Origin of the sequence: Microbulbifer discodermiae (genome assembly GCF_040742695.1) — a bacterium.
Taxonomy (GTDB): Bacteria; Pseudomonadota; Gammaproteobacteria; order Pseudomonadales; family Cellvibrionaceae; genus Microbulbifer.
Genome location: NZ_JBFLAB010000084.1, coordinates 1 through 10,203, shown reverse-complemented (window position 1 = coordinate 10,203; position 10,203 = coordinate 1). Strand labels below are relative to the sequence as shown.

At 50.7% G+C, this 10,203-nt stretch carries 20 protein-coding genes; 10 read left to right on the top strand and 10 right to left on the bottom strand.

All coding sequences use genetic code 11. The features are described from left to right. Positions 1-168: 168 nt before the first annotated feature. The gene (locus AB1S50_RS18080; protein WP_367152546.1) at positions 169-546 is read right to left on the bottom strand and encodes a D-Ala-D-Ala carboxypeptidase family metallohydrolase; all 378 of its coding nucleotides are present in this window, start codon (positions 544-546) and stop codon (positions 169-171) included. Between the two features lie 358 nt (positions 547-904). On the opposite strand from AB1S50_RS18080, the gene AB1S50_RS18075 reads away from it, so the two are divergent. From AB1S50_RS18075 to AB1S50_RS18065, 3 genes are all read left to right on the top strand, one after another. Beyond that, complete coding sequence (locus AB1S50_RS18075; RefSeq protein WP_367152544.1) at positions 905-1,732, top strand: hypothetical protein; 828 nt, start codon at positions 905-907, stop codon at positions 1,730-1,732. A 379-nt stretch (positions 1,733-2,111) separates the two neighbouring features. Next, entirely contained in the window at positions 2,112-2,450 is a 339-nt protein-coding gene (locus tag AB1S50_RS18070) for a hypothetical protein (protein WP_367152542.1), read from the top strand. Positions 2,451-2,452: 2 nt separating this feature from the next. Further along, positions 2,453-2,761 carry a helix-turn-helix domain-containing protein gene (locus AB1S50_RS18065; RefSeq protein WP_367152540.1) on the top strand — a complete coding sequence of 103 codons (309 nt, stop codon included), beginning with the start codon at positions 2,453-2,455 and terminating at the stop codon, positions 2,759-2,761. A gap of 20 nt (positions 2,762-2,781) precedes the next feature. On the opposite strand, the gene AB1S50_RS18060 is transcribed toward AB1S50_RS18065, so the two are convergent. Continuing rightward, positions 2,782-3,174, bottom strand: coding sequence for a hypothetical protein (locus AB1S50_RS18060; RefSeq protein WP_367152538.1), 393 nt, complete (start codon positions 3,172-3,174; stop codon positions 2,782-2,784). On the opposite strand from AB1S50_RS18060, the gene AB1S50_RS18055 reads away from it, so the two are divergent. Continuing rightward, entirely contained in the window at positions 3,162-3,569 is a 408-nt protein-coding gene (locus AB1S50_RS18055) for a transcriptional regulator (protein ID WP_367152536.1), read from the top strand. The two genes, AB1S50_RS18060 and AB1S50_RS18055, sit on opposite strands and share 13 nt — an antisense overlap. After that, positions 3,562-3,852: a helix-turn-helix domain-containing protein gene (locus AB1S50_RS18050; protein ID WP_367152534.1), complete on the top strand. Its 291-nt coding sequence runs from the start codon at positions 3,562-3,564 to the stop codon at positions 3,850-3,852. Before AB1S50_RS18055 ends, AB1S50_RS18050 begins: the two co-directional genes overlap by 8 nt. Positions 3,853-3,859: 7 nt before the next feature. Here the strand turns inward: AB1S50_RS18050 and AB1S50_RS18045 are convergent, their stop codons facing one another. From AB1S50_RS18045 to AB1S50_RS18010, 8 genes are all read right to left on the bottom strand, one after another. After that, complete coding sequence (locus AB1S50_RS18045) at positions 3,860-4,150, bottom strand: nuclease domain-containing protein (RefSeq protein ID WP_367152531.1); 291 nt, start codon at positions 4,148-4,150, stop codon at positions 3,860-3,862. Next, on the bottom strand, positions 4,137-4,580 hold the full coding sequence (locus tag AB1S50_RS18040) for a hypothetical protein (RefSeq protein ID WP_367152530.1): 444 nt from the start codon (positions 4,578-4,580) through the stop codon (positions 4,137-4,139). The genes AB1S50_RS18045 and AB1S50_RS18040 overlap by 14 nt, the downstream gene beginning before the upstream one ends. Continuing rightward, positions 4,581-5,144 carry a replication protein P gene (locus tag AB1S50_RS18035; RefSeq protein ID WP_367152548.1) on the bottom strand — a complete coding sequence of 188 codons (564 nt, stop codon included), beginning with the start codon at positions 5,142-5,144 and terminating at the stop codon, positions 4,581-4,583. Then, the gene (locus tag AB1S50_RS18030) at positions 5,047-5,943 is read right to left on the bottom strand and encodes a helix-turn-helix domain-containing protein (protein ID WP_367152529.1); all 897 of its coding nucleotides are present in this window, start codon (positions 5,941-5,943) and stop codon (positions 5,047-5,049) included. The genes AB1S50_RS18035 and AB1S50_RS18030 overlap by 98 nt, the downstream gene beginning before the upstream one ends. Before the next feature lie 149 nt (positions 5,944-6,092). Then, the gene (locus tag AB1S50_RS18025; protein ID WP_367152528.1) at positions 6,093-6,632 is read right to left on the bottom strand and encodes a crAss001_48 related protein; all 540 of its coding nucleotides are present in this window, start codon (positions 6,630-6,632) and stop codon (positions 6,093-6,095) included. Next, positions 6,610-6,942: a hypothetical protein gene (locus tag AB1S50_RS18020; RefSeq protein ID WP_367152527.1), complete on the bottom strand. Its 333-nt coding sequence runs from the start codon at positions 6,940-6,942 to the stop codon at positions 6,610-6,612. Before AB1S50_RS18020 ends, AB1S50_RS18025 begins: the two co-directional genes overlap by 23 nt. Next, a complete protein-coding gene (locus AB1S50_RS18015) occupies positions 6,930-7,244 on the bottom strand; it encodes a CII family transcriptional regulator (protein ID WP_367152526.1) in 315 nt (104 codons plus the stop codon). The genes AB1S50_RS18020 and AB1S50_RS18015 overlap by 13 nt, the downstream gene beginning before the upstream one ends. Before the next feature lie 80 nt (positions 7,245-7,324). After that, complete coding sequence (locus AB1S50_RS18010) at positions 7,325-7,588, bottom strand: helix-turn-helix domain-containing protein (RefSeq protein WP_367152525.1); 264 nt, start codon at positions 7,586-7,588, stop codon at positions 7,325-7,327. Between AB1S50_RS18010 and AB1S50_RS18005 the strand changes: the two genes are divergently transcribed. From AB1S50_RS18005 to AB1S50_RS17985, 5 genes are all read left to right on the top strand, one after another. Then, positions 7,587-8,390, top strand: a complete 804-nt coding sequence (locus AB1S50_RS18005) for a LexA family protein (RefSeq protein ID WP_367152524.1) — start codon at positions 7,587-7,589, stop codon at positions 8,388-8,390. The genes AB1S50_RS18010 and AB1S50_RS18005 overlap by 2 nt on opposite strands. A gap of 188 nt (positions 8,391-8,578) precedes the next feature. After that, the gene (locus AB1S50_RS18000; protein WP_367152522.1) at positions 8,579-8,968 is read left to right on the top strand and encodes a hypothetical protein; all 390 of its coding nucleotides are present in this window, start codon (positions 8,579-8,581) and stop codon (positions 8,966-8,968) included. Next, on the top strand, positions 8,965-9,459 hold the full coding sequence (locus tag AB1S50_RS17995) for an HNH endonuclease (protein ID WP_367152521.1): 495 nt from the start codon (positions 8,965-8,967) through the stop codon (positions 9,457-9,459). Before AB1S50_RS18000 ends, AB1S50_RS17995 begins: the two co-directional genes overlap by 4 nt. Continuing rightward, the gene (locus AB1S50_RS17990; RefSeq protein WP_367152520.1) at positions 9,456-9,905 is read left to right on the top strand and encodes a hypothetical protein; all 450 of its coding nucleotides are present in this window, start codon (positions 9,456-9,458) and stop codon (positions 9,903-9,905) included. Before AB1S50_RS17995 ends, AB1S50_RS17990 begins: the two co-directional genes overlap by 4 nt. After that, a partial coding sequence (locus tag AB1S50_RS17985; protein WP_367152519.1) for a hypothetical protein occupies positions 9,898-10,203 on the top strand: 306 nt, incomplete at its 3' end. The genes AB1S50_RS17990 and AB1S50_RS17985, both read left to right, overlap by 8 nt.

Sequence of the window (10,203 nt, the reverse complement as noted above, 5' to 3'; positions counted from 1 at the left end):
AACAACCGTAAGCAAGGCAGCTAATTTATATCCCTGAAGCACAAAACTGCCAAATTTAAGTAACCTAAAATCATACAATAATGAACCCCAGGTTAATTTTTTAACCCACAAATGTGGAGCCAAAAATTAACCTCGCCAAGCGACGCTAGTACAACAGTACCTCTTTTATTAGTAACTCCAAACTGTGGGCCGGGCACGCTCACCCGGTATAGGTTCGAGATCATCCAGGTGAAGGAATCGGCCGCCATGAGCGCCCTTTTGCTTCACGCCGATACCAGTAAAGCCCTCCTCCATCGCAATACTCAGGAGCTCATAAGCACGGCTCAGGGACACAGACACATCCACCGCCTGCCCCGTGGTATGCGTCATGGTGGAGCCGATCTTGGCGCAATGGGCCGGGCAGCGATAACCCGAGTTGATCACCATCGGTTTGGCAAACCGCTCCCTCACCCTGATCAATCGGCGTAAGGTGTCATCCGAGAAGTGGTTTTTGCCACAACAACGGCAAGCCAACTCCTCTCCCGTGAAGTAATCGTTCTTGAACATGGGATCACCAGAAATGAAAAAGCCCGCACTAGGCGGGCTAGGAATTAATACGAATTTTAAAAAATTCCCTGACAATTAAAAAACATGTCCTCCTAAAAAAAACTGTAAATTGTGATAAACAACTCCGACTCTCTGATCATATCTGCTTAAAAGTTCATCAACTTATCACGATTCTATAACTTTTTTGCGTTAAAGTGACTTTTGTCACATACCTCCCTTTTTATACTTTTATGCCTCCTGACATTCATTATCCTTTTGCTACACCCTAGAAATACCTTTGTAGGTGTGCACTTAAGCTTTCATGAAGCGGAATGAAATTAAAGCTGTAAAAAGCAAAGTTATAAAACGTAGGAAAACCATGAAATATATGAATTTTTTAAGAAGTATAGCCCTGATAACAGCAGGCCTTTCATCAGCCTCTCACGCATTAATTAATGGAGTGGATCGGTCTATAGAGTTTGGACTAGGAGAAGAATCAGCAACCGTAGCACTGATTGGTGCTAATAATAATTTTCTCTGCACCGGTGCAATCATCAACGAAGAGTGGATTTTAACAGTCGCCGACAACACCTGTCGCAATGCTCAAACAGTCCGCGTTGATAGTGAAGAATGGAATAATAATGGTAGCTTATTCACTATAGATTCAGCTTTCACAACTTTAAATTTCGCCAATACTCTCTTATTATATAAACTATCTTCACCAATTCCCCCTGCAGCACCCGGACTGTCCCACGCACGGGCACCTCTTCTCGCTCTTAGGAGCCTGGCATCGCTAGGTTCATTTGCAGCAATTTTTAAGTTTGATGCACTTACACTAGAAGGCTGGGGCGAGCGCTGTGGTCCTTGTGAACTCTCCGATAATTTGCTCCAAGCTACTGCAACTATTTCTAATGGAGCTACCATAAGTGTCGTAGATTTTATAAATAGTAGCCCCGACATTAATAATATTAATTACGATGACTATTTTAATACCATTCCTGTTAACTTCACTTTGATATCTCCGAGCCCGATTTCATCCTCTACAGATGCAGGCACATTGATTTATGCAGATACTCCAGACTTTGTAGCCCCTCAAAGTTTGATCGGCCTCTATAGTTCGGAGGCTTTTTCAAATTCTGATAGCATATTTACACCATTTACTGCTGGTGACATCACTTGGATTGACACTACGACAGGTGGTCAGTAACTGGAAAAGAGATAATCTGTTAAAGTAAAAGTTTTTGTCTTAAAATTTCTTCTCCTAGAATTAGGAAGACAATCTGGAAGAAATACATTAAGACGTAAATGCTCAGCTTCTGATTACAGAAATTTTACATTTAGCTTCAACAATTAAATTTGAAGCCCCCCTGGATCAACCCACCAGGGGGATTTCAAAGGGAGGAGTGGCTCAGCCGTGCATACTTCTGCGACAGCTTACCGGAAAATAGCAATTCCAGTGCGCACTGTCAATACATACAGACTGATTTTTCATACAGCTATCAGGATGTCGATGGCACCTGATTATTCATCTATCAGCACTTTCTAGTAGCCATTGACAAGCTACGCAAATTGCGTATGATATGCACATGGATGCCATCTTTGTCGAAATGCCGCCCTTTGAGCGCTTCCGCAATGACTATCTGAACGATGATAGTTTCCAGGCTCTACAGCAGAAGCTGCTAGATAACCCGTTAGCCGGTGTTGAAATACCAGGTACCGGGGGACTTCGGAAGCTCCGCTTTGGCGATAAACGTCGGGGAAAAGGCACCCGTGGTGGAATTCGGGTCATCTACTACTGGTACAGTAGGAAAGGTCTGTTTTGGCTATTCACCTTATTCGACAAGGATGAAGCCAGCGATCTAACCTCCGATCAGAGGAAGATCCTGAAAGAGATGCTGAAAAGTGAAATCAAGGCGAGGAAGTAACCATGGCCAAGCGCGATATTTTCTCAGAGATGCTGGAGGGCATGGAGGCATTACGGCACGAACGTGAGGGTAAGATGACCCTGCGCACACACAAGATAACCAAGCAGCCGCAGGTCGTTGTTAAGCCTGCAGAGATTCGCCGCGTGCGTAAGAAGCTACGCATGTCTCAAACGGTGTTTGCTGCCGCGCTCAGGGCGAATAAGCGCACTTACGAGCGCTGGGAAAAGGAGGGAACAAAAGGCCCTCAGGCGACGCTACTCAAATTGATCGATAAACACCCGGAATTGATCGAAGAACTGAAATCCATGTGATGCGAGTAGGATTTCCCTGGTCAGGCAATCATTGCCCACCTCCGGTACAGGATGGTGATTTCTGCTTCTATCGCCTTGCAGTAGTCCCTGACCTTGGTCTTACTCAGCTTGAGCTTTCGGGCCACACCCTGAAGCTCCCAGCGACGGTTGTACCGCAGCCAGAACACATCCAGCTCCTCCGCAACTGACGAAATATGGATGTGGGCTTTCATCACTACTAGCCAGTTGCTAACCACCTCATTGGTCTTATCAGCGCGCTCTTGGTTGACGCCCACACGATTCTCCCGGTGCCCAGAGGCCACCTCACGCCCAAACGCTGCCATGCGGGGCCAGCTGACTTCAGCCCCAACGATCTCTGGATATGCCCTGCCCCATTCCCACAGCAGCTCGCGGATTTCGATTGCATCAATCACACCTCAACCCTCTCTTTCCTGCTGAAATCGAACTGCCATCCTCGGTTTACCTTTATACGTCTTTGACGTATACTTCGAATATGCTAACAATCATCGAAACGCCCACCTTCACAGAAGATGCCAACCGGCTTTGGACTGAGGAAGAGCGCGGTGCCTTTTGTGCATGGCTTGCGGAGCGGCCGGAAGTGGGTGATGTCATCCCCGGTAGCGGCGGCTGCAGAAAAGTACGCTGGTCCAGGCAGGGTGCCGGCAAGCGGGGCGGCGTTCGGGTGATTTACTTTCTGCGCCTGCAAAGCGAGGAAATCTGGCTTTTGGTGATCTATGCCAAAAGCGTACAAGGCAATATTCCTGCCCACATTTTGAGACAGGTAAAGGAGACGATTGAAGATGGCTAGTAAACCTCTCACAGGCGAAGATATTGGCAACAAGTTGCTCAAGTCCGTGAAAGAAATGAAGGCCGGGAAAGCTGCACGGGCAACCTGCATTGCCACAAATCCGGTTGCCACAGCAAGATTGAAGACCGGGCTTTCGCAAAGCCAGTTTGCTAAAGCTCTACATATTTCCATTCGTACCGTGCAGGAGTGGGAACAAGGCCGGCGCACACCGTCCGGTGCTGCCAAGGCACTGATTGAAATTGCACTCAAACACCCGGAAATCATTGCTGAAGGAGTACGCTGACGGCTACTCATCGAATCAGTCCCTTATCTCGCATCCTTGTTTGAGTCTCAAAGAGCGCCCGCAGCTTGCTGCGCTCTACCTCAACTTTTGGTATCTCGGTCTTGCAGCGCCCGTCGATCACATCGTGACAACAGCTGCAGCCATAGACACCCCACCAATCGGGGGACTTTCGGGCCATACCGGCGTGGCTGGGCAGATGGCACAGCACTACCGTCTCCGGGTCACCGTTGCAGTGCGGGTAGAGCCGCAATGTGCAGTTCTCGCCTTTCGCTGCCTGGCGCAACTTAGTGCTGCGCATCCAGCAATGCTCCAAAGTCCACGCCCTTGAGGGTGTACCGATCAAATACCGTGTCGATATAGCGTTGGCACTGCTTGACCGTCATCAGGCGTGTAACCGGAAACCATTCCATCAGGTCGAGCTTGTCCTGATATGCCACCGGCTTGATGATCTTGTCGTAGCTCTCCCGAAACTTTTCATCCTCCTCCCGCAGAATTGGTACACCAATGGTTAGCTTGCACTCTGCCCGTGCATGGGCGCTATCGTCACCGTAGAGTGATCGGCCAATGCGCTGGTACAGCTCGAAGCACATGCGGTTCTGATCCAGGCTGCGGTCCTTGCCCAGACGCCAGAAAAAGCGCACCACCTTGTGGTCCGAGAACAAGCGTTCGCAGTGGTTAAAAAACCCTTGCAGGCTGGCCTGGCTATTGACTTGGAACTGTTTCGGCATTCAGGCACGCTCCGCTGTGGTTTGCTCGCCGGCAAGGAGGGACTTCAGCTCTCCCAGGGCCGACAGTGCGACACCTCTGTCACATGGCCGAGTTGGCTTCTCTTCCAGCACTCGGTCCTGTGCCGGGGGGTCAGGAAGGCGCTTGCCATCGGCCAGGTCCTGCATAACCCGCTTCCAAGCCTCCCGAAAAGCGGCCTTTTGCTCTTTGGTCGGCATCTGCGACACTACGCTCCAGTCCATGTGGCAATAAGCCGCATACACCGCCGGGTTTAACTGGGTGAAATCCCGCTTTATGTGCCTCGGGCCAAAAAACCGCTGCAACAGGGAAAAGGCTTCCGGCTCGCTGGGTATTTTCCAGTGCTTCAAGGAGGCTTTACGGCACAGGGCGATAAAATCTCCGGTGGATGGCAGAAATGGCCCCTGGCTCTGCCGAAGCTCAGCCAACCCCCCTTCGATCGTGCTCCAGTCAGAAATACCCGCCTCCATCAGCGCCATCAGCCACTGGTTCTTGACTACCGCAATGGCTGACTGGTCCGGGAAGGCTGCCCGCCAGCCCGGCTTGATTCCCGCCAGTTGCTTGAATAACTCGTTCACCAGTTGTGCCGTCGAGCCAGTCGGTGTCGTCGGTGAACGGGTTGGGTGGTTGCGATGATCCATTGCGCGGCCCTCTGCGTTTGATGAGTCGGTTGATCAGCCAGTCAGCCTTCACGCCCTGCCAGCCGGCCAGCTCCACTTCGGCTACCAGGGCTTCGTCGGTCATACCGGTACTGTCCCCGGCCTGTCGGATTTCACGGGCGGCCAGCTCCAGCGCTCGCTGGGTCAGTGGCTTGCGTAGTTTCTCGCGGTAATCGGCGAAACAACGCGCCGAGTGTTCAGTGATGGGGAGACCGGCGAAATCGAGCCCCCTGGGCTTTTTGGGCTGGACAGGAGCGCGCTCGCGCGCGTCCCCTTGTATTACTCTTACTGTATTGCTCTTACCTGTACTACTCTCTTCCGTGTTTTCCGAATACCCCCCTTCGGGATTCCGAATAGGGTTCTCCGTGTTTTCCGAATACCCCCTTCGGGATTCCGAATACCCCCCACTCACAAAAATATTACGTTCACAAATACGCTTTCCATCGCGTTTTTGGGTGATCGTCAAATAGCCTTTTTTCTCCAGGCTGGAGATGATTTCAGATACCCGGGATGGGGACAGATTGAAGCATTCGGCGAACGCCTTGTTGGACTTGTAACAGCCTCTGACAGGATCTACGGACAGGCTATTGATTTCCACCAGCATAACCTTTTCCTGCAGGCTCAGGTCCTTGGACAGCCACAGTTCCGCTGGAATCCAAACGCCTTCAAACGCGCGTTTATCGCTCATTGACGCCTCCGCCCTCTTCTGAAGCCCTCAAATACTTTTGGTACTGTTGTTTGGAAAGATGCCGGCCTGCCCCATCTGCCTCTCAAATAACCAAGTGAGCGGATTCACGGTATGCTGCAAATGCCAAACAACAAATACCTAAGAAATATTCAGCTACCAACCACGATACGGCGCTTAGCACCCTCTATACGATGCTTGGCCCGATTTATACGCTGATAAAATTCACAGTTTTTCATGGGGTCTTCTCGCCCAGTTTGATCCGCGCAAAGCGATTGATCAGGTTGATGTATTTTCATGCGCATAGCCAGTATGTCTCCATACCGCAGCATCACTTCACGCTGCTCTATAAGAAGCTCTTGCTCCTGAAGGTCCAAATATTCAAACTGATCCGACCATAAAACTTGATTTAATTTGCATATTCTCGTTTCAATTTGAAGCTTTGACCGCTGCATTTCTTTTTTCAACCAATCTATAAATTCACTCATGGATTTTTCTATAAGTGAAACATTAGCTTCTGAATCTTCTGCGGACTTTTTAGGCTCTGCCACAGCACTCCCACCAACTACAACAGATTTCGAGTTAGATCCACTACCCAGACCTTCCAATGCTGAGAGCAAGTCTTTAACTTCTTTTTCAACCCGACATACCGCTTCCCGAATATGCACATCACTTGTCTTTAGCATTTCCATTACTCTCTCCTCTTTTTGATGAAATTCGAGTGGTTAAAAAAAATCTGGCAGCACCCAGTTGGCACAATACAGCTATCCGCTTCACACAGACTCTAGGGATACGCATCAAACCGGATGCCTGGACACTCTCGGTATTCACATCTCCGAGGTTCTGGGCCAGCATCAGCACCTCATCACTCTCCGCAACCAGCCATCCCACCGTCTTGCACTCCACCACTTCCAGCGGTGGCAGGTCGCCCAGGTGACTCCAGCAGCCGTAGGGCTGGGCGCTGTCCACCCAATCCACCCTCACGAGCTTCAGTCGTCCCATACCAGTGATTGACACCTCTCTGTCTGCTCCAGCGCTGCCCGAGCAAATACCAGGGCAGCATCAATAATCTCGGGCTTTGCACAGCGATAGGTCGTTGGAACCACCTTCAACTCACACGCCGCCAACATCTTTGTGAACATCTCAAGGTCACCATCCTTCATCTTGCTGACCTTCGCTTCGGAGCAGCCAAGCGAACGTGCGACATTCACCTGCCCCACCCGAGAAAGGCCGGTCAATAGGGCGGAAAGGTTCTTTCTGGCTCTTTCCGACACTTGCCGCGATTCTTCACTCAACAAATCCATGCGGGGGTTCCTGTATGTCGCTCTACTCAGCTATCGCTTCGACAAATAGCCCTATGGGTCGCTACAACCGCGATTCGTCACTATTTGCGCTGTGTCGCCACTTTCATCGGTTTCAAACTTTCCAACAGATGAGACGCTTCAAATTTGCCGCCTGACAGTTCAGCCAAAATTTCGGCATATTTGGTTTCACCCGTGTATTCAGTCCTTGGCAGCCGACCGTTAGTAATCCACTTATGCACGGCACTGGTGGATATTTCGCAGTGCTGTGCGACCCGTAGAGGGCCACCAGCAAACTTGACAGCCGTTCTCACCCCTAGGGATGAATCAAAATCTGGAGTACCCATGACGCCCCCAAAAAGTCAACTTTCAGTTGATAATATAGATCAACTGATACTTGATCAACCCCTATGCAATACTCAACTGATGGTTGACACTACTCAGATCAGAAAAGATTTCGTTCGGCGGTTAACAGAAGCACTTGCGGATAAAGGCGTCAAAAAGAATTTTGGTGTCACTATCCATGAAGAGCTGAAGCGGCGCGGGGCCAAGGCGACTACCCAGGCAATTAACAAGTGGCTCAATTGTGAGTCGATGCCCGCGCGGGCAAATATGCAGATACTGGCGGACTGGCTGGGTGTTCAACCCTCATGGTTGCAGTTCGGGGAGGCTCCCAAAAGAGAGAGCCATGGAGTGCGCGAGAGCTCTTCCACTTATTACACGAACGTCGCTCCAGGCCCCAAAGACATTACATTGGTTCCATTAATCAGCTGGGTCCAGGCTGGTGAGTTTTGTGAAGCAATAGACCCCTATTTAGTCGGTGATGCTGAGGCACTAATGCCATGCCCAGTGCCCCATTCTCGTAGAACCTATGCGCTGCATGTCCGTGGCGACTCAATGACTAGCCCCTACCCTGGCCAACGCTCATACCCTGAAGGGGCGATCATCTATGTGGACCCAGAAATAGAAGTGACAAATGGCGCCAGAGTGATTGCCAAGATAAACGGCGAAGTAACTTTTAAGACCTATATTGAGGATGCTGGCAAAACCTACTTGAAAGCGATCAACCCTAGCTACCCAACCCTTGATGTAACAGGACAAAAATTACACATCTGTGGCGTGATAATCGGTTATTACATGCCTGGATAGATAACAAAGGGCATAAAAAAAGCCCCTTACACTTCCCACAAAGCCCCTTTGGGGCTTTTTTATTGTCTGCAAGCTACAGCTCACGATTCCGTTGTTTTATAGCGCGCCGGAAATCAACCATTAGTTGTTGACTTTGATCAACCTTTAGTTGATTATTGATTCATAGCTACAGAGCAAGGACAACAGTCATGTACGCCACCAGCTCAGCCAGGCCAGTAGAGGACGCCCTGCCCGACTACGAGTGTCACCAGGACAACCAGCGGGAAATCACCCAAAAGGACATCGAGGCAGTCGCCGAATTCATTGAGTGCCGCTTGTTAAAAGAGCGCGGCGTTTTAAGCAAAGCTGCCGTGCGCGCCTACGAATTGCTCGCCGATGAAATGGCAGACCGAATCGACAGCCTGGCCGGGAACTCCGATAGCGCCGGCCCTGAATACATCGGATGGTTATCACTTCAAGACGCAGCAAAGGCTGGATTCAAGCTCCAAGAGGCAGCCCGCAACGCCATAGCCCACATTGCCGAGGAACACTTTGAGGAATTCGCAGCCGAGGCTCGCTGCTGGGGTTGGCTGGAATGAGCAAGAAGCTATCCGACCGCCGCATTATCCGGTTCATAAAGTGGTTGACAGCCCAGGGCGCTGAAATGCTGCCAACGACGAATGAGCTTGAAGTAATTCGTTTCCGATGCGCTCAAGGTGTTGGCGTCCTCTATCGAAACACCAAAAACAAAAATATCTACAACAGCAGCCCAATCGTTACTCAAGCACTAAACGCCTATTTAAACGGCAGCAAGTGGGCTGGAAAAGGAAAGCCAACAAAGCGGACCTATTGCAGTAGGCGCAAGCAACAGCTCCTGAACCGAGACGGTGATGAGTGCTTCTACTGTGGGCAACCGCTTGGCCGCGATGTCACTGAGGAGCATCTGGTTGCACTCAGTCAACGCGGTCCGAACAGATTAGAGAACTTGGTGTTGGCTCATAAATCCTGCAACCAGAAAGCTGACAATCTCCCGGTAATTGAGAAGGTTCGGCTGCGCGAAGCAATGCGAGCGGAGGTGGCTGATCAATGAAACCCATACGACTCAACCTCGATACAGCCAGCATTAGCGCCACTGTGGTCGCAGCCAGCCGTCGGGCCAGCTACCTGTTTCCTGGCCTGAAAGTAACCGTGGTTCGCGCTTGTGACATGGAATGGTGGGAAGGGGTCTGCAAAGCCATTCGCGAGCGCTGCCGCCAGTCCTATCAGCGCTGGGGCCACTGTGAAAACCCCTACCCGGTCGGCGATCTGAAGCGTTGGGAGTGGGTCGAAGAAACCCAAGCCATTGTGCGGGAACGCCTGTCACTGGTGCTGCGTGACACCAGCTGGGCTGAAGAGGATGCCATCTGTGATCTAGGCGGAGCAAAACGCGGGGAAGTGATTCCCTTCCCTACCCCGCAACGACAACGACAAAGGCAACCGCAGCAGGAAGCGGCTAAACGCAAAATCAACTGGGAGTGTGAAGATATTCATGTCTAGGGAAACTGCAAAAACCGGTGGCTTTGCATTACAGCCACAAAACATGAGTGAGGCCATGAATATGGCCAACATGCTGGCAACCAGCCAAATGGTTCCCAAGCAATACCAAAACAAGCCGCAGGACGCACTGGTAGCCATGATGATGGGTGTGGAGCTGGGGCTTAACCCTATTCAAGCCCTGCAAAATATCGCGGTCATTAACGGGAAGCCTTCTATCTACGGCGATGCCCTACTGGCCTTAGTCCAGAACCATCCCGCCTTTGGGGGCCACCAAGAGTCCTTCGACGACCAAACCATG

Bases quoted from the DNA above. Each gene is read 5' to 3' on its own strand.
- AB1S50_RS18080 (WP_367152546.1), bottom strand. From the start codon at position 546: ATGTTCAAGAACGATTACTTCACGGGAGAGGAGTTGGCTTGCCGTTGT.
- AB1S50_RS18075 (WP_367152544.1), top strand. From the start codon at position 905: ATGAAATATATGAATTTTTTAAGAAGTATAGCCCTGATAACAGCAGGC.
- AB1S50_RS18070 (WP_367152542.1), top strand. From the start codon at position 2,112: ATGGATGCCATCTTTGTCGAAATGCCGCCCTTTGAGCGCTTCCGCAAT.
- AB1S50_RS18065 (WP_367152540.1), top strand. From the start codon at position 2,453: ATGGCCAAGCGCGATATTTTCTCAGAGATGCTGGAGGGCATGGAGGCA.
- AB1S50_RS18050 (WP_367152534.1), top strand. From the start codon at position 3,562: ATGGCTAGTAAACCTCTCACAGGCGAAGATATTGGCAACAAGTTGCTC.
- AB1S50_RS18045 (WP_367152531.1), bottom strand. From the start codon at position 4,150: ATGCGCAGCACTAAGTTGCGCCAGGCAGCGAAAGGCGAGAACTGCACA.
- AB1S50_RS18040 (WP_367152530.1), bottom strand. From the start codon at position 4,580: ATGCCGAAACAGTTCCAAGTCAATAGCCAGGCCAGCCTGCAAGGGTTT.
- AB1S50_RS18030 (WP_367152529.1), bottom strand. From the start codon at position 5,943: ATGAGCGATAAACGCGCGTTTGAAGGCGTTTGGATTCCAGCGGAACTG.
- AB1S50_RS18025 (WP_367152528.1), bottom strand. From the start codon at position 6,632: ATGGAAATGCTAAAGACAAGTGATGTGCATATTCGGGAAGCGGTATGT.
- AB1S50_RS18020 (WP_367152527.1), bottom strand. From the start codon at position 6,942: ATGGGACGACTGAAGCTCGTGAGGGTGGATTGGGTGGACAGCGCCCAG.
- AB1S50_RS18015 (WP_367152526.1), bottom strand. From the start codon at position 7,244: ATGGATTTGTTGAGTGAAGAATCGCGGCAAGTGTCGGAAAGAGCCAGA.
- AB1S50_RS18005 (WP_367152524.1), top strand. From the start codon at position 7,587: ATGACGCCCCCAAAAAGTCAACTTTCAGTTGATAATATAGATCAACTG.
- AB1S50_RS18010 (WP_367152525.1), bottom strand. From the start codon at position 7,588: ATGGGTACTCCAGATTTTGATTCATCCCTAGGGGTGAGAACGGCTGTC.
- AB1S50_RS18000 (WP_367152522.1), top strand. From the start codon at position 8,579: ATGTACGCCACCAGCTCAGCCAGGCCAGTAGAGGACGCCCTGCCCGAC.
- AB1S50_RS17995 (WP_367152521.1), top strand. From the start codon at position 8,965: ATGAGCAAGAAGCTATCCGACCGCCGCATTATCCGGTTCATAAAGTGG.
- AB1S50_RS17990 (WP_367152520.1), top strand. From the start codon at position 9,456: ATGAAACCCATACGACTCAACCTCGATACAGCCAGCATTAGCGCCACT.